The sequence below is a fragment of the Mesorhizobium sp. genome (assembly GCF_965229135.1).
Lineage (GTDB): Bacteria > Pseudomonadota > Alphaproteobacteria > Rhizobiales > Rhizobiaceae > Mesorhizobium.
Map to the genome: position 1 here is coordinate 2,283,695 of NZ_OZ245860.1, position 16,763 is coordinate 2,300,457.

General features: G+C 63.4%; 14 protein-coding genes. 12 read left to right on the forward strand and 2 right to left on the reverse strand.

What is annotated here, in order from left to right; translation table 11 throughout:
- From ACO07C_RS11055 to ACO07C_RS11100, 10 genes are all read left to right on the forward strand, one after another.
- Positions 1 to 459, forward strand: a complete 459-nt coding sequence (locus ACO07C_RS11055; protein ID WP_421914206.1) for a MaoC/PaaZ C-terminal domain-containing protein — start codon at positions 1 to 3, stop codon at positions 457 to 459.
- A gap of 347 nt (positions 460 to 806) precedes the next feature.
- Positions 807 to 1,841 (forward strand): substrate-binding domain-containing protein, encoded by a 1,035-nt coding sequence (locus ACO07C_RS11060; protein WP_421914207.1) that lies wholly within the window; start codon positions 807 to 809, stop codon positions 1,839 to 1,841.
- Positions 1,842 to 1,940: 99 nt separating this feature from the next.
- Complete coding sequence (locus ACO07C_RS11065) at positions 1,941 to 3,479, forward strand: sugar ABC transporter ATP-binding protein (protein ID WP_421917498.1); 1,539 nt, start codon at positions 1,941 to 1,943, stop codon at positions 3,477 to 3,479.
- 19 nt (positions 3,480 to 3,498) lie between these two features.
- Positions 3,499 to 4,485, forward strand: a complete 987-nt coding sequence (locus ACO07C_RS11070; RefSeq protein WP_421914208.1) for an ABC transporter permease — start codon at positions 3,499 to 3,501, stop codon at positions 4,483 to 4,485.
- Between the two features lie 24 nt (positions 4,486 to 4,509).
- Positions 4,510 to 5,490, forward strand: coding sequence for a sugar-binding transcriptional regulator (locus tag ACO07C_RS11075; protein WP_421914209.1), 981 nt, complete (start codon positions 4,510 to 4,512; stop codon positions 5,488 to 5,490).
- Positions 5,487 to 6,482 (forward strand): aldo/keto reductase, encoded by a 996-nt coding sequence (locus tag ACO07C_RS11080; protein WP_421914210.1) that lies wholly within the window; start codon positions 5,487 to 5,489, stop codon positions 6,480 to 6,482. Before ACO07C_RS11075 ends, ACO07C_RS11080 begins: the two co-directional genes overlap by 4 nt.
- A 19-nt stretch (positions 6,483 to 6,501) precedes the next feature.
- Positions 6,502 to 8,205, forward strand: coding sequence for a glycerol-3-phosphate dehydrogenase/oxidase (locus ACO07C_RS11085; protein WP_421914211.1), 1,704 nt, complete (start codon positions 6,502 to 6,504; stop codon positions 8,203 to 8,205).
- On the forward strand, positions 8,196 to 9,038 hold the full coding sequence (locus tag ACO07C_RS11090; protein WP_421914212.1) for a class I fructose-bisphosphate aldolase: 843 nt from the start codon (positions 8,196 to 8,198) through the stop codon (positions 9,036 to 9,038). Before ACO07C_RS11085 ends, ACO07C_RS11090 begins: the two co-directional genes overlap by 10 nt.
- A gap of 21 nt (positions 9,039 to 9,059) precedes the next feature.
- A complete protein-coding gene (locus ACO07C_RS11095; protein ID WP_421914213.1) occupies positions 9,060 to 10,571 on the forward strand; it encodes an FGGY-family carbohydrate kinase in 1,512 nt (503 codons plus the stop codon).
- Positions 10,535 to 12,187 (forward strand): GMC family oxidoreductase, encoded by a 1,653-nt coding sequence (locus ACO07C_RS11100; protein ID WP_421914214.1) that lies wholly within the window; start codon positions 10,535 to 10,537, stop codon positions 12,185 to 12,187. Before ACO07C_RS11095 ends, ACO07C_RS11100 begins: the two co-directional genes overlap by 37 nt.
- A gap of 200 nt (positions 12,188 to 12,387) precedes the next feature.
- On the opposite strand, the gene ACO07C_RS11105 is transcribed toward ACO07C_RS11100, so the two are convergent.
- Entirely contained in the window at positions 12,388 to 13,080 is a 693-nt protein-coding gene (locus ACO07C_RS11105) for a hypothetical protein (RefSeq protein ID WP_421914215.1), read from the reverse strand.
- A 314-nt stretch (positions 13,081 to 13,394) separates the two neighbouring features.
- Positions 13,395 to 14,159, reverse strand: coding sequence for a phosphonate metabolism transcriptional regulator PhnF (gene phnF / locus ACO07C_RS11110; RefSeq protein WP_421914216.1), 765 nt, complete (start codon positions 14,157 to 14,159; stop codon positions 13,395 to 13,397).
- 104 nt (positions 14,160 to 14,263) lie between these two features.
- Here phnF and ACO07C_RS11115 point away from each other — a divergent pair, with 104 nt between their 5' ends.
- Entirely contained in the window at positions 14,264 to 15,265 is a 1,002-nt protein-coding gene (locus ACO07C_RS11115) for a PfkB family carbohydrate kinase (protein ID WP_421914217.1), read from the forward strand.
- Positions 15,266 to 15,497: 232 nt separating this feature from the next.
- Complete coding sequence (locus ACO07C_RS11120) at positions 15,498 to 16,664, forward strand: alpha-D-ribose 1-methylphosphonate 5-triphosphate diphosphatase (RefSeq protein WP_421914218.1); 1,167 nt, start codon at positions 15,498 to 15,500, stop codon at positions 16,662 to 16,664.
- Positions 16,665 to 16,763 lie beyond the last annotated feature (99 nt).

Here is a 16,763-nt window from a genome sequence, read left to right on the forward strand (position 1 = left end):
ATGGAACAGATCGTCTATTTCGAGGAGTACGAGATCGGCTCGTCGCGCACGACCAGCGGCCGTACCATCACCGAGACTGATTTCATCGTCCATGCCGGTCACACCGGCGATTTCTTCCCGCACCACATGGACGCCGAGTTCATGAAGACGACGCCATTCGGCCAGCGCATCGCGCACGGCACGCTGGTGTTCTCGGTCGGCATCGGATTGACGGCGAGCGTCGTCAATCCCGTCGCCTTTTCCTATGGCTACGACAGGCTGCGTTTCATCAAGCCGGTGTTCATCGGTGATACGATCAAGACCCGCACGACAATCGCGGCCAAGGAAGACGACCCGAAGCGACCCAATTCAGGCCGTGTGATCGAGCGCTGCGAAGTGATCAACCAGCGTGGCGAGGTCGTGCTGGCAGCCGACCACATCTACATCGTCGAGCGTCGCGACAAGACGACGCCAAGCTGAAAGCGCTGTCTCCAAAGTCGCCGGCCGGTTGCTCCCACTATCGGCGATCTCCAGCATTGCCGAGTTGTCCGCCATAGCCATTTAGCCAAGATCGACTCTCATCGGCCGACATTTCCGGTCATCAGGACGACGCAGCCGGAATGCGCTCGTTGGAGCTTGCAGATCAAACTTGCACGCTATACTCTGAAATATATTTCACTATCTGAATTTTATTGACACATTACAAGCGGACTGCAATGGTTGGCACGTCGGGGTTCAGGAGGAAGTCCGGCGACAATCAATCCACAGAGCGGCGCCCTGAGCGCTCGCGACGCTTATTGAGAATGGCTTTGGCCAGGGGAGGAAACTTGCGCAAATTTTTGAGCACGCTCGCGATCGCGGCGGCTGCATCGACCTGCTTGGGTTCGGTTCAGGCGCTTGCCGGCGAAACCGCAAACCCGTTCAAGTGCGAACCGGGTGAGAAATACGTCATGAACGTCATGGTCTCGGGGGTCGAATACTGGTTCCCGGTCTACGAGATGTTCAAGCAGGCCGGCCAGCAGTTCGGCTGCGAAACCGCCTATACCGGCACGCCGGAATATGACGTCAACAAGCAGATCGCCACCTTCGACCAGGCGCTGGCGCAGAAGCCGGCGGGCATCCTGGTGCATCCGATGAACTCCGATCCGTTCATCGAGCCGATCAATCGCGCCATCGAACAGGGCACCGCCGTGGTGACCTTCGCGGCGGACTCGCCTAATTCCAAGCGCATCTCCTACATCACCTCCGACAACAACGCAGAGGGCACTTATGCCGCCGATGCTGTCGCCAAGGCGATGGACGGCAAGGGCGAATATGCCGTGCTGGAAAACCCCGGCCAGGACAATCACGACAAGCGCGTCAACGCCTTCGTCGCGCGCATGGAAGCCAAATGGCCGGACATGAAGCTCGTCGGCCGCGCCGCCTCCAACCAGGATCCGACCAAGGCCTATCAGGCGGTCCTCAGCCTCGCCCAGGCGCATCCGAACCTCGGCGCCGTGTTCATGCCCGAAGCCAATTCGGCGATCGGTGCGGCGCAGGCAGCCAAGGAAGGCGGTGGCAAGATCCGCGTCATGCTGGCCGACGTCAACGCCAAGATCCTCGACATGATCAAGGCCGGCGAGATCTTCGGATCGGTCAATCCCAACCAGGGCATGCAGGGCTATATGGGCTTCATGCTGTTGTGGCTGGCCAAGCATCCGCAGCTGATCGACCCGATGAACGATGCCAAGCGCTCGGGCTTCAACGCCATGAGCGTGCCCTTCGTCGACAATGGCTTCTCCATCGTCACCGCCGAAAACGCCGATGATTTCTACTGGGACAAGTACCTGCAGCGGCGCGGCACAAAGGGCATCGACGAGTAAGCCCGATCTTCTTGCCCCGGCGCGCAGCCGGGGGCCGATAAAGTCGGAAGGGGGCGCTTGCTCCCTTCCCCTGAAAGCGCCCATCGCAAGGAGTATGGCGTGGTCGAAACGCCCATTCTTGAAATACGCGGCCTGTCCAAGGCGTTCGGCCCGGCCAGGGCGCTGAGCGACGTGCGGTTCGAACTCAGGCGCGGCGAAATCCATGCGCTGTGCGGCGAAAACGGCGCCGGCAAGTCGACGCTGATGAACATGATCGCCGGCGTGCTGCAGCCCGACCAGGGCGAAATCCTGATCGACGGCCAGCGTGTCTCGATCCCCTCGCCCTCGGCGGCGCAGCGGCTTGGCATCGCGCTCGTCCACCAGGAGATCGCGCTGTGCCAGGACGCGACGGTCGCAGAGAACATCTACATGGCGGCGATCAACAGCCGCCGCGCGCCGCTGATGAACTATCAGAAGCTCCATGCCGACGCCCAGAAGGTGATGGACATGCTCGCCCCTATCCCCGTGCGGACAAAGGTCGCCGACCTCTCCATTTCCAACCAGCAACTCGTCGAGATCGCCAAGGCGCTGACTCTCGACTGCAAGGTGCTGATGCTCGACGAGCCGACAGCCGCGCTGACCGAGAGCGAGGCGCAGCGCCTCTTTGCCATCGTTCGCGGCCTCAAGCAGCGCGGCATCTCCATCGTCTATATCAGCCATCGCATGGCCGAGATCTTCTCGCTGTGCGACCGGGTGACCGTCTTCCGCGACGGCCACTATGTCGCCACCGACCCGATCGCGGAGACCTCGCCCGACGACGTGGTGCGCAAGATGGTGGGACGCGAGATCACCCAGCTCTATCCCGACAAGCTGGCGCCGCAAGAACCCGGGCGCCTGCTGCTCGACGTCGAGGCGCTTTCCGACGGCCAGCGCTTCAGGGATGTGTCGCTGCAACTTCGTGCCGGCGAAATCCTCGGCATTGGCGGGCTGATCGGCGCTGGACGCAGCGAGATCGCGCAGACCATCTGCGGGTTGAGGCCCGCGACTTCAGGTACAGTCGCAGTCGACGGCAAGCATCTGCGCATCCGCAACTACAGCGACGCCGTGAAAGCCGGGCTCGTCTACCTCTCCGAGGACCGCAAGGGCTCAGGCGTGTTCCTCGACATGCCGATCGCGGCAAACATCTCGGCGCTCGACCTCCGCAAGCTGACGGGAGCGCTCGGGCTGCTCAACCGCCGGGCCGAGGACAGCCAGGCGACCGAGCTGACCAGAAAGCTCGGCGTGCGCATGGCCGGCATCGATGCCGCCGTTTCGACGCTGAGCGGCGGCAACCAGCAGAAGGTGGCAATCGCCAAGCAGCTGTCTGTCGACCCCAGGGTCATCATCATGGACGAGCCGACACGTGGCATCGACGTCGGCGCCAAGGTCGAGATCCACCGCCTGCTGCGGCAGCTCGCCGGCACGGGCGTCGGCATCGTCGTCATCTCGTCGGAACTGCCGGAGTTGATCGGCCTGTGCGACCGCGTCATCGTCGTGCGCGAAGGCCGGATCGCCGGCGAGCTTGGCGCCGACGAACTCGCCGAGGAAGCCATCATCATGCTCGCCTCGGGCGTCCAGAAAAATCCAGTTCAGCAAATGCAGGCCCAGAATGTCGCCTAGGGAAGCGGGAGAAACCCTCATGCATGCCGAGATCAAGGCAACGGGCATCACGCGGCGCGGCAATTTCGCCCGCATGGCCTCGATGCGCGAGGCCGGGTTGATCGTCATCATCCTGGCGCTGTGCATCGCGATGAGCTTTGCCTCGCCACACTTCCTGACATGGGGCAATTTCCGCGCCATGCTGATGAGCTTCTCCATCGAGGGCATCGTCGTCGTCGGCATGACCATCCTGCTCATCGTCGGCGGCATCGACCTGTCGGTCGGCTCTGTCGTGTGCTTCTCCATGGTGGTCTCTGGCGCGCTGTTCCTCGCCGGGCTCGACCCATGGACCGCCAGCCTGATCGGCATCGGCGTCAGCGCGCTGATCGGCGCGGCGATGGGCTTCTTCGTCACCGTGGTCGGCCTAAATCACTTCATCACCTCGCTGGCGGCGATGGTCATCGTGCGCGGCATGTGCCTGATCGTCACCAAGGGCACGCCGCTGTCGCTGTTCACGCTGCCGCCGTCGTTCAAGGCCATTGGCCAGGGCAGCCTCAATGGCCTGCCCTATGTCATCATCATCTTCGTTGCGGTCGTGGCGATCTTCGACTTCCTGCTGCGCCGTGCAACCGCCTTCCGCAAGGTCTTCTACACCGGCTCCAACGAGAAGGCGGCGCAGTTCTCGGGCATAAAGACCAAACAGGTGAAGTTCTGGGTGACGGTGCTGTGTTCCACCCTCGCCGGCCTGGCGGGCGTCATCTACATGGCTCGCTTCGGCGCGGCGACGCCGACCTTCGGCGCCGGCATGGAGCTCAACATCATTGCCGCGGCCGTGATCGGCGGCGCCTCGCTGAATGGCGGTTCAGGTACGATCTTCGGCGCCATCCTGGGCATGGCGCTACTGTCGGTGGTGACCAGTTCGCTGATCCTTCTCGATGTGTCGGTCTATTGGCAGGACATGATCAAGGGCTGCATCCTGCTGGCGGCGGTGTCGATCGACCATTTCCTGCACCGCAAGAAGTCCTGAGCCCCAAGGCGACGAGACAAGATCATGGCCCCTCCCAACACCCGCGACGACATCTCCACGGTACGCCAGATGCATCAGGCGCTGGTGCTGCACTATGTCGAAGGCAAGACCCAGGCTGAAATCGCCCGGGAGCTCGGCATCTCGCATGCCACCGTCAACCGGCTGATCAAACGCGGCCACCAGCTCGGCCTGGTCGAGATCAAGATCAAATCGCCGATCGACCATCTGGTCGACATCGAGGCGCGGCTGGTGGCGCTGGGCGGCATAGAACGCGCGGTGGTCGTGCCCACGGTGTCGGACAATCCGCAGACGGCGCTGCAGCGCGTCGGCGAAGCCGCCGCGCGCCTGCTGCTTGACACCATCAAGGACGGCGACACCATCTCGATCACCGGCGGCAAGGGTGTCAGCGCACTGGTCGCCGGGCTGAAGCCCAGCCGCCGCTACGACGTCGAAGTCATTCCCGCCACAGGTCTCGTCCAGGGCAAGCACTATACCGACGTCAACCACGTCGCGTCGCTGATGGCCGACAAGCTTGGCGGACGCGCCTATCAGGTGCATGCGCCGCTGTTTGCCGACAGTCCCGAGCAGCGTGAAATGCTGATGGGCGTGCGCTCGGTCGCCGATGTGTTCCGCAAGGCGCGCGAGGCGAATGTGGCCGTGGTCGGCGTCGGTTCAATCCTGAGCGATGATTCCAGCTATTACGACCTGCACCCGTCATCGAGCGCCGACCGGCAGGCCATTGAACAGTCAGGCGCGGCCGGCGAGCTGCTTGCCCACTTGATCGGCCGCGACGGCAAGCTCTGCGGCTATGCGCTCAACCGTTCGCTGGTGTCGCTGACGCTCGACGAATTCGCCACCATCCCGCGCTCGATCGGGATTGCCAGCGGCGCCAGCAAGGCCGCGCCCATTCTCAGCGCCATGCGCGGCAACCATCTCGACACCATCGTCACCGACGAGGCGACCAGCCTCCAGATTCTCGACCTTGCCCAACAGGAGGCAGCATGAGCTCCCAACAGACTATCCGCCAGATCGGCACATCCGGTGTCTCTGCCTCGGCTGTCGGCCTCGGCACATGGGCGATCGGCGGCTGGATGTGGGGTGGCACCGACGAGCAGGCCTCGATCCGCGCCATTGAAGCCTCCATCGATGCCGGCATCAGCCTGATCGATACTGCTCCGGCCTACGGCCTCGGCCGCAGCGAGGAGATTGTCGGCAAAGCCATCAAGGGCAAGCGCGACAGAGTGGTAATCGCCACCAAATGCGGGCTCAATTGGTACTCCGGCAAGGGCAACCATTTCTTCGACCAGGACGGCAAGCCGGTGCATCGCTATCTCGGCGCCGACGGCATCACGCATGAACTGGAGCAAAGCCTGCGCCGGCTCGGCACCGACCATATCGACCTCTACATCACCCATTGGCAGGACCCCACGACGCCGATCGCCGAGACCATGGCTGTGCTCGAGAAGCTCAAGGCCGCCGGCAAGATCCGCGCCATCGGCGCCTCGAATGTCAGCACGGGGGATCTCGAAGACTATGTCGCGGCCGGCCAGATCGACGCGATCCAGGAGCGTTACTCGATGATCGACCGTGAGATCGAAGGCAGCCTGCTGCCGATCTCCCGCCGCCACGACATCGCAACGCTCAGCTATTCGTCGCTGGCGCTCGGCCTGCTCAGCGGCGCGATCGATCCGGCGCGCGAATTCACCGGCGACGACCAGCGCAAGGACAATCCGCGCTTCTCCATAGCCAACCGGCAAAAGGTGGCGCGGTTGAAACAGGCGATCGCGCCGATCGCGGCAAAGCATCAGGCATCGATGGCCCAGATCGTCATTGCGTGGACGCTGGCCCAGCCAGGCATCACCTTCGCCCTTTGCGGCGCGCGCAATGCCGAACAGGCCATCGACAATGCGCGCGCGGGGGAGATTGCGCTCGACGCCAGTGAACTTGCCGCCATCGACGCGGCAATTGCCACGCATCTCACCGCGTTGGATGCCTGAGCGAAAAGGCATAGTCCAAATGAACCGCAACGACACACTCGCCGCTTTGCGCGAGCGGCCCGATATTGCCGTGCTCGTCATTGGCGGCGGCATCAACGGCATCAGCGTTTTTCGCGAGTTGGCGCTGCAGGGCGTCGACGTCGTGCTGGCGGAAAAGGGCGACTATTGCAGCGGCGCAAGTGCTGCCCTGTCGCGCATGGTGCATGGCGGCCTGCGCTATCTCGAAAACGGCGAGTTCAAGCTGGTGCGCGAGGCTCTGGCCGAGCGCGACCGGCTGTTGAAAAACGCCCCGCACTATGTCGCGCCTTTGCCGACGACCGTGCCCATCTTCGACACATTTTCGGGCATCGCCAACGGTGCTGTCCGCTTTCTTGGCCTGACGCGGCGGCCGAGCCGGCGCGGCGCCCTCGTGATAAAGGCCGGGCTGACGCTCTACGACCTGTTCACGTCGGCGCGGCGATTGATGCCGACACATCGCTTCAGGGGCCGAGCGGAAACGCTGGGGACATGGCCAGCCATCAATCCGGCGATCCGCAGTTCCGCCACCTATTATGACGCCTGGGTGAGCCGGCCGGAGCGGCTTGGCTTGGAAATGCTGTTCGACGCCATGGAAGCCAGCCCGGCTGCACGCGTCCTGAACTATGCTGCGGTGGCTTCCGCGGGCGCCGGGCTGGTGCTGACCGACGGTCTGACCGGCGAGGCACTGCCGATCCGCCCGGCGCTGATAATCAACGCCACCGGCGGCTGGATCGACCTGACCAACAAGGCCATAGGCGCCACGGCACCCCGGATGATGGGCGGAACCAAGGGTTCGCATCTGATCGTCGACAACGCCGAACTCTACGATGCGCTGGGCGGGCACATGGTCTATTACGAGAACGAGGACGGGCGCATCTGCATCCTGTTTCCCTATCTCGGCAAGGTGCTGATCGGCTCGACCGACATTCGCGTCGACAATCCGGACGAGGTGCGCTGCGAGGATGACGAGCGCCGCTACATCCTGCAGTCGCTCGCCTTCGTGTTTCCCTCAATCAAGATCGGCGAAGACCAGATTGTGTTCAGCTTCTCCGGCGTCCGCCCCCTGCCCGCCAGCGACGACAGTTTTACCGGCCGCATCCCGCGCGATCACTTCTGCGAGTACGTCGAAGCCAACGGCCATCTGCCGGCGACCCTTTGCATGATCGGCGGCAAGTGGACCACCTTCCGCTCTTTCGGCGCGTTGGCGGCTGACATGGCACTTGCGCGGCTCGGACTGGCACGCAGCAGAGGCACCGAGGACCTTGCCATCGGCGGCGGCCGCAACTTTCCCGACGATCCCGAAACATGGTGCGCGGCGTTGGCTGAGCGACATGGCTTGAGCGTCGAACGGGCATCCTCGCTGTTCGAGCGCTATGGCACCTCAGCCGAGCAATTCGCGGAGCGCTCGGCGATGCTTTCGCGATCGGATTATTCGCCCGGCGAAATCCGCCTGATCATCGAGCGCGAGCAGGTCGAGTGCCTCGCCGATCTTTTCCTGCGCCGCACCACCATCGCCATTTCCGGCGGTCTCAGCCTCGCCCTTATCGACGCGGTGCTGGCCATCCTGGCTGCGCACAAGGGCTGGGACGCGGCGCGAGCCGCAACCGAGCGCGCCGCCTTTCTTTCCCTGCTGGTACACCAGCATGGCATCGACCTTTCCAATCTCTCCAGGACAAACGACAAGAGGAGCGCCCTATGCGCGTGAACACCAAAGTCCGCATGAACCGGTTGTTCGGCGGCGGCCGCTGCCTCGACGTCGCCATCGACCATGGCGTGTGCAACGAGCCCAGCTTCCTCAACGGGCTCGAAGACATGGCAGGCGTCGTTGGTCAACTGGTGAAGGCCAGGCCCGACGCCATCCAGATGAACTACGGACAGGCCGACCTGCTGCAGGCCGTGCCCGGCAAGGACAAGCCCGCGCTGGTCATGCGCATCGACATGGGCAATCCCTACAACAAGATCCGCCATCGCTCGATGTGGGCGGTGTTGCAGAACGAGGCAGAGCCGCTGGTGGGCGCCATCGAGATGGATGCCGCCTGTGTTGTGGTCAATTTGTTCATGCTGCCCGACGAGCCGGATCTGTTCCGGCAGTGCGTCCAGAACATCGCAAGGGTCCGCGCCGACTGCGACAAATACGGCCTGCCGCTGATGATCGAGCCGCTGGCCATGCTGCCGGTCTCCGAACATGGCGGCTACATGGTCGATGGTGACGCCGAAAAGATCGTCACCCTGACGCGGCTCGCGCGTGAGATGGGCGCCGACATTGTCAAGGCCGATCCGACCAGCGACCCCAACGACTTCCACCGCGTCATCGAGGCGGCACGCTGCCCGGTGCTGGTGCGCGGCGGCGGCAAGGAGGATCTGCGCGTGGTGTTCGACAAGTCGGCCGCACTGATGGCGCAGGGCGCCATGGGCATGGTCTATGGCCGCAACATCTACCAGCACGCCAATCCGAGCGCCGTGGTGCGCGGGCTGATGGCGATCATCCACGACGACGCGGATGGCGCCACGGCCTGGGACCTGTACAAGCAGGCATAGGCCGGCCATCGGGAGTAGCCAATGGGTAGGTACATTCTTGGCCTCGATGCCGGCAACACCGTCATCAAGGCCATCATCTTCGACAGGTCCGGGTGCGAGCTGGCATTGGCGGTCCGCGACGGCCGCTCCACCATGCCCAGGCCCGGGCATGTCGAGCGCGATCTCGCCGAACTCTGGCGCAACGCCGTGGCCGTCATCGGGGAATGCATCGAAAAGGCCGGCATCGAAGCCGGCGATATCATCGCCATCGGCTGCGCCGGACATGGCAATGGTCTCTATGCGCTGGACCGCGACGGCGCGCCGCTGATCGGCATCCAGTCACTCGATACGCGCGCCGTCGGCGTGGTTGCCGAATGGGCCGGGCAGAATGTCGGCGACCGCACCTATGTGCATTGCCTGCAAAAGCCATGGGCAGCGCAGACGCCGACCCTGCTCGCCTGGCTGAAGCGCTTCGCACCGCAGCTGTTCGCCACGATCGGGACCGTCTTTCTTTGCAAGGATTTCGTCGTCAACCGGCTGACCGGCGCGCGCTCCACCGATACGTCGGACATGTCGGGTTGCGGCCTGCTCGAGATGCCGGGCCGGCGTTACAATCAGGATCTGCTCGCTGCCTATGGTCTCGGCGGCTGCATGGACCTGCTGCCACCCGTGCTGGAGTCGGCAGAGATCGCCGGTCACATCACTGACGAGGTCGCGGCACTAACCGGCCTGCGCGCAGGCACGCCGGTCGTGGCCGGCCTGTTCGACGTGGTCGCCAGCGCCATCGGCTCCGGCGTTACCCGTACAGGCGCCGCCTCGATCATCGCCGGCACCTGGAGCATCAACCAGGTCATCACCGACGCGCCAATCCGCGATCCCTCGATCTTCATGCTCTCCACCTTCGATCCCAGGCGCTACCTGGCGATCGAATCCAGCGCCACATCGGCGGCCAACCTCGAATGGATCGTGCGCGAGTTCCTCGAACACACAGACACCGACATGTCGCCGTTCGAACTCTGCAGCGATCTCGTCGCCTCGGTCGATCCCGACGGCGACATCCCGATCTACCACCCGTTCCTTTATGGCTCGCAGCAGAACGGCCGCGCTCGTGCCGGCTTCTATGGCATGGCAGGCTGGCATACGCGGGCGCACATGCTGCGCGCGCTGTTCGAGGGCGTGGCCTTCGAACACAAGCGGCATGTCGAGACGTTGCATAAGGCGGGGGCCACATTCGACGAAGCGGTGCTGTCGGGCGGCGGTTCGCGCAGCCACGTCTGGCCACGGATATTCGCGGATGTGCTGGGCGTCCCGGTCACCGTGGCGCGCAGCCGCGAGACCGGCGCGCTTGGCGCGGCGATTGCCGCCGGCACCGGGGTCGGCGTCTTCGCGGATTTCAGCGCGGGCTCCGCCGCCATGACGCAGGCCGCCCGGCACTATACGCCCAATGGCGCGATTGCCCCGGCCTATGCACGGCGCTATCGCTTGTACCGGGAGATCAACCAGGCGATGGGCCCGATATGGCAACGCATCGCAGCCGAGCAGGCGCTCACGTGACCAAAACTCCACCCTCTTCGTCGCACGAATATGATTACGTCATCGTTGGCGCGGGTTCGGCCGGCTGCGTGCTCGCCAACCGGCTGTCCGCCGATCCACGCAACCGGGTGCTGCTGCTCGAGGCAGGCGGCAGCGACCGCTATCATTGGGTCAACATCCCCATTGGCTATCTCTACTGCATGGGTAACCCGCGCACCGACTGGCTGATGAAGACCGAGCCGGAGGCTGGCCTCAACGGGCGCAGCCTCAACTATCCGCGCGGCAAGGTATTGGGCGGCTGCTCGTCGATCAACGGCATGATCTACATGCGCGGACAGGCGGCCGACTATGATGGCTGGCGCCAGGCCGGCAATGTCGGCTGGGCCTGGGACGACGTGCTGCCCTATTTCCTGAAGTCCGAGGATTATCACGGCGGCGCCAACGCCATGCATGGCAGTGGAGGCGAATGGCGGATCGAAAGACAGCGGCTGTCATGGCCGATCCTCGACGCGTTCCGCGACGCCGCCGAGGAACTCGGCATTCCCCGCACCGACGATTTCAACACCGGCACCAACGAGGGCTCCGGATATTTCGAGGTCAACCAGAGGAAGGGCGTGCGCTGGAATACATCCAAGGCCTTCCTGCGCGGCATAGAAGATCGTCGGAACCTGCGCGTGGTCACCGGTGCCGAAGCGGAGCGGCTGGAGTTCGACGGCCGCCGCGTCACCGGGCTCGTCTACCGACAGGGTGACAGGCGCCACCACGTCCGTGCCGGACAAACCATCCTCGCGGCCGGCGCGATCAACTCGCCCAAGCTGCTCGAGCTTTCCGGCGTTGGCCAAACCGAACTGCTTTCGCGGCTCGGTATTGACGTGCGCCATGCCCTGCCCGGTGTCGGCGAAAACCTGCAGGACCATTTGCAGATTCGCACTGTCTTCAAGGTGACTGGTGCCGCGACCCTCAACCAGCGCTACCACAACCTGTTCAGCCGCGCGGCGATGGGTATCGAATACGCAGTCAAACGCTCCGGCCCGCTCTCCATGGCACCGAGCCAGCTCGGCATCTTCGCCAAGAGCGACCCGCGCCTCGAAACGCCGGATCTCGAATATCACGTTCAGCCGCTCAGCACCGACCGGCTTGGCGAGCCGTTGCATCGGTTTCCCGCGGTCACGGTGTCGGTCTGCAATCTGCGCCCGGAAAGCCGGGGCACGGTGCATATGGGCTCCGCCGATCCGCGCGAGACGACGAAGATCCAGCCGAACTATCTCTCCACCGAAGGAGACCGCAGCGTTGCCGTCGCTTCGCTGCGCCACGTCCGCGGCCTGATGAAGGCACAGGCCGTGGCACGCTTCGCACCGGAAGAGATGCTGCCAGGCACGCAATACGACAGCGACGAAGACCTCATCCGCAAGGCCGGCGACATCGGTACGACGATCTTCCACCCGGTCGGCACCTGCAAGATGGGGTCGGACTCGATGGCGGTCGTCGACGACCGCCTGCGCGTCCACGGACTTGGCGGGCTCTATGTGGTGGACGCCTCGATCATGCCCACGATCGTCTCGGGCAACACCAATTCGCCGGTGATCATGATCGCCGAGAAAGCCGCGGACATGGTCCTGCGGGATTCCCGTCGGTGATACCAGGAAAGCGACCTAGCGGACATGCGCCCCTCGAATCGCTTCTCTCTTACTGATCGGTGTTCTGGCAAGCTGGCCGCAACGAAGCATCGCGGCAAGCTGTCTTGACTATGGCCAAGGATGTCGGGGCGCCCACGCACTGTACAGCGCGGGCACCCCGTGATGTTAATCCGGATTCTCCGGATCTACGACACGCGCGATCAGAACGAGTGCTTGTATCCGATCGCGATGTTGAGCTTGTCGGCTGACAGATCGTTGTAGGGAGCCGAGGACGTGTCGACCTTCTTCCACGAATAGCCGATGCTGGTGTAGACCGCATTGGTGGAGTCGATGTTGTATGTCACGCCGGTGGCCACCTTGGGGGTTTCCCACGTGGCGTTGAAGGCATTGCGGTAGCGCAGGTTGAAGACGTTCCACGTCCACTGCTTGGTCAGCTTCCAGTCGCCCGCGAGATAAATGGCGTAATAAGGAACCTGCGCATTGGCATTTCCATCCTTCGGAATGCCGGTGTCGTGCCAGGTGTAGCCAAAGGCCACGCTGGGCGTCAGGGTGAAGACATCGGTCAGCTTGATTTTATAACCGACGCTTGCCTCGCCATAATACTGGGTTTTTCCGCCGGTCTTGAAGGTGGGCTGGAAATACACCCCGCCGACGAAGTTGTTGTCGAAGTTGTGCGAGACGCTGAACTTGAAGTAGGTGTCGGCAAGCGAGCGGGCGGTGTTGCTGCCATTGTTGATGGCGTAGAACTCGGGGCTGCCCTCGATGCCGATGGTCCAGGTTGGCGCGGGCGGCGGTGCTTCAGCCACGTCGGCGGCAACCAGATCGGCTGCAAAGCCGGGCGTCGCCATGAGCAGGCAGATGCCAAGCGGAATGGTGATCTTTGGAGAAAGCATGGTATTTCCTCAATATGAGATGTAGCCGAGACGCGGCGGGATGTGGCGACGAATTTTAGCTATTCGCGATACATAACAGTTATGTGACGCCGTGCCGTTGGTGCCGCAGCTTTGTCGAAGCCGATATCGGTGGACTTCCCAGTGCTGCAGTTTGGCCACACCTGCGCGGTGGCTCGGGGCGCCACCCATCGGCAACGTAGGGTCCGCTTCAGTGAGACACGTCGCTGCCGCGGTTTACGAAGCCATCCGAGCGGTGCTGCGTCGCGCGCGAATGAACGTCAGCGGAACGCGGAATGGAAGTGTCCCTGCTGCATTCACGCTTTGGAGTTCGCAGCCTCTGCCAGCACGTCGAGGAGTTGGCTCGTATTGTCGATCGAGAATTGCACGCGTTCGCTGGGCCATACCGATTCGGAATAGGAGATCGGCGTGCCCTTCATATCGACATCGACCTTCTTCAGCAGCACGACCGGCTGCGTTTCGGACTGCTTGAGATGCTTAGCCTCTTCCCTGGTCGGCAGGCGCACGATGATGTCGGTGCGCAGGCGGATATAGTCGGTGACGCCATATTCCGCGAGGATGACGCTGACGCTGCTCCCGTTGCGTCTTGCCTTGTCGAAACCGGGGAAGCGGCGCACCGGGAAATAGGCGTTGGAAAGGCCGATGGGATCAGCGTCGGCAAAACCAAGGTGCACGATCTGATAGACCGGCTCATTGGGCGGCAGCCTGAGCGCCTCGCTGACCCGGCACGGCGCTGGGATCGCCTCCTCCTTGATCGCCTGACCCAGCGGCTCGCGCCCCTGTTCCAGAAGGTTTTGCGAAAAGCGCGTCCGCTCCGACAGACGGTAGTCGAGCCGGGCATGCCTGACAAAGGTGCCCTTCCCCTGTTCGACCTGAACAAGACCGCGGCTCTGAAGCTGCTGCATCGCCCGCCGGATGCTGTGGCGACCCACCCCGAAGCGCGCCATCAGTTCCGTCTCTCTCGGCAACCTGTTGTCGTCGACAAACCGGCCGGAGGCAATATCGGCGGCGAGCTCTTCCTCGACCTGCTGCCATTGGCCATGAAACAACTTGTTTTGCATTCTCACCTTCTGAACGACAGCAAGGGCCAAGCCATTTCCCATCGTATCATTCGAATGAATCGTAGCGGGCGCAACCAAGATTGGCAATGTTCGCGCGTGGTCACATGAGCGATATCGACTGGCCCTACGACAAGAGGCAGGCGAGCGCCGTCTTCCTATCTCGTCTTCGCGCCGCTGATGGCGACCGGCCCGCTGTCCGTTGTCCCGGGCCGGTGTTATTCCTGATCGCGCGGCGCATGGATGCGCTGGCGCCATGTCTGGGCGAAATGCAGAAGGCCGAGAAGCAGGAGACCATGAACACAGTCATCGTTGTCGGCCATGTCAACCACGACCAGGTCTGGTCGTTGTCCTCACCGCTCGCTTCGGGCGCGCGCATCACCTATTTTGATCGCACTGTCAGGCTTGGAGGCGGCGGATTTCACACCGGCACCCAGTTGGCAAGGCTCGGCAACGACGTGAAACTGGTCAGCAATCTGATGGACGACGACCACGGCCGGGCAGCGCTTGCGACCTTGAAGGCGACCGGCATCGATGTCAGCGGGGTCGCCATGTGGGCTGGCGCAACCCAGTTCACCGAAATCATGCTCGAGCCAAATGGCGAGCGCACCATCCTGAACACCAGCGGCCAGTTGCGTCCGGCCTTCGCGGTGTCGGCGCCTGTTTCCGGCGACGCCGCCTATCTGAATGCCCTCTTGCTCGATGATAGCGTCATCGCATCGCTGGAGACGATTCCGCTGGTGATCTCGCAGTTTCCGCTGCGTCGCCACTCACCGCGCCCGGCCGACATCGTCATCGGATCGCGCGCCGATTTTCCAGATGAAGACACTCATGGGATCTGGGCGAGAGCGTCGCTGATCGCCGGACCACGCATGAGGACATTGGTGCTGACGGATGGAACGCGCCCGATCTCGCTCTATGACGGCAAGGTGCTGAGCCAAGTCACGCCGCTGAAACAGGTTTCGGTACCCGACACGATCGGCGCCGGCGACTGTTTTACCGGGATATTCCTGCATGGGCTGCTGCAGGGGGCAAGCCTTGAGATTTCCGCCGAGCAGGCCAGCCAGCAAACCGCCGAGTGGCTCAGCGAACGACAACTTACCGGCTGAGGAAAGCGCTCCGTGAGGGCCGCCCTTCATGGAAATGTCATAAAAATCAAATGGCAATCGACATTCGGGTGAATTAGAAAACATCCGAATGTCTTGGAGCAATCATTATCCGAGGCGGCGGCAAGCCGCCCCGTCGTGCCATCATCGCCATCATCCGCCATCCCAACGATCTCGCCGGTCTCATCGACCGGGAAATCCGGCCAATGCAACAACCCGATCGAAGAGAAGCTATATGTGGCTAAGTGAATTCGAAGTTGTCCTGCGCGATCGCGTCATTCCGAACGGTGCCGTCAGGATCGAGAATGGGCGGATTGCCGAAGTCCGCGACGAGCCCGTCGAGAATGCCGATTTGGTGGGCGGCGGCCGCCTGCTGCTGCCCGGATTCATCGACATGCATGGCGACATGGTGGAGAGGGAAGTGGAGCCGCGTATCGGCGTCCATGTCCCGATGAAGACCGGCATTGCCGAACTCGACAAGAAGCTGGCCTCCTGCGGCGTGACCACGGCCTATGCCGCGCTCTCCTTCATCGGCGCCAGCGTCACCAGCGGCGTGCTGCGCTCGGAAGAACACACATCCGCAATCATCGAGACCATTGCCGGATTGAAGGACGATTTGCTGGTCGATCACCGCATCCATGCCCGGTTCGAGGTGACCTTCACGCCAGCAATCGCCATGCTGCAGAAACTGATGGATGCCGGCAGACTGCACCTGATATCGCTGATGGACCACACGCCAGGACAGGGGCAGTACCGCGACGTCGAACTGTATATCGCCCGCATCGCCAAGGAGCGCGGCATGTCCGTTGCCGCGGCTTCCGAGGTCGTCGGCAAGCGCATGGCCGGACGGGAAGGACAAGGGGACGTTCTCAACGCGCTGCAGGACCTGTCGGCGCGCGCCCGTGCCAGCGGAATTGCGCTTGCCTCGCATGATGACGATACGCCGGAAAAGGTGGAGCTCGTCCATGGCCTGGGCGCCGCGCTCAGCGAATTCCCGGTGACCCTGGAAGCAGCGCAGGAGGCCCGCAGGCTCGGAATGCATACCGCGATGGGCGCCCCCAACGCTCTGCGCGGTGAATCCTACTCAGGCAATCTTTCCGCCCGGCAAGCCTATGAGGCCGGGCTTCTCGACATGCTGGCCAGCGACTACCACCCCGCCTCGATCCTGCCGGCCGTGCTCGGCCTAGCGGAACTGCGCGAGGGCAGCCTGGTAACGGCGGCCGCCCTGACCAGCGCCAATCCGGCCAGGGCATTGGGGCTGACCGATCGCGGCGCCATCGAGCCGGGACTTCTCGCGGACCTCGTCGTGGCGGACCGCCAACCGGTGCCGCGCGTGCGGGCCACCTTCCGCGCCGGCCGCATGATCTACGGCGATGGCACGCTAAGCGCGCGCCGGCACTGAACGTGGGACCACCGGCGCACCTCAAGAGCGGCTTACCGGTGCCGGTGACCGCTCCGGACCAACACATGCAGGCCTCCTCCCTGGATGTCGCTGAGGCCG

What these genes read in the sequence shown, in the direction of transcription:
- ACO07C_RS11080 (WP_421914210.1), top strand. Translation starts at nt 5,487, where the DNA reads ATGAGCTCCCAACAGACTATCCGCCAGATCGGCACATCCGGTGTCTCT.
- ACO07C_RS11075 (WP_421914209.1), top strand. Translation starts at nt 4,510, where the DNA reads ATGGCCCCTCCCAACACCCGCGACGACATCTCCACGGTACGCCAGATG.
- ACO07C_RS11095 (WP_421914213.1), top strand. Translation starts at nt 9,060, where the DNA reads ATGGGTAGGTACATTCTTGGCCTCGATGCCGGCAACACCGTCATCAAG.
- ACO07C_RS11115 (WP_421914217.1), top strand. Translation starts at nt 14,264, where the DNA reads ATGAGCGATATCGACTGGCCCTACGACAAGAGGCAGGCGAGCGCCGTC.
- ACO07C_RS11100 (WP_421914214.1), top strand. Translation starts at nt 10,535, where the DNA reads ATGGCAACGCATCGCAGCCGAGCAGGCGCTCACGTGACCAAAACTCCA.
- ACO07C_RS11090 (WP_421914212.1), top strand. Translation starts at nt 8,196, where the DNA reads ATGCGCGTGAACACCAAAGTCCGCATGAACCGGTTGTTCGGCGGCGGC.
- ACO07C_RS11085 (WP_421914211.1), top strand. Translation starts at nt 6,502, where the DNA reads ATGAACCGCAACGACACACTCGCCGCTTTGCGCGAGCGGCCCGATATT.
- ACO07C_RS11120 (WP_421914218.1), top strand. Translation starts at nt 15,498, where the DNA reads ATGTGGCTAAGTGAATTCGAAGTTGTCCTGCGCGATCGCGTCATTCCG.
- ACO07C_RS11070 (WP_421914208.1), top strand. Translation starts at nt 3,499, where the DNA reads ATGCATGCCGAGATCAAGGCAACGGGCATCACGCGGCGCGGCAATTTC.
- ACO07C_RS11055 (WP_421914206.1), top strand. Translation starts at nt 1, where the DNA reads ATGGAACAGATCGTCTATTTCGAGGAGTACGAGATCGGCTCGTCGCGC.
- phnF (WP_421914216.1), bottom strand. Translation starts at nt 14,159, where the DNA reads ATGCAAAACAAGTTGTTTCATGGCCAATGGCAGCAGGTCGAGGAAGAG.
- ACO07C_RS11105 (WP_421914215.1), bottom strand. Translation starts at nt 13,080, where the DNA reads ATGCTTTCTCCAAAGATCACCATTCCGCTTGGCATCTGCCTGCTCATG.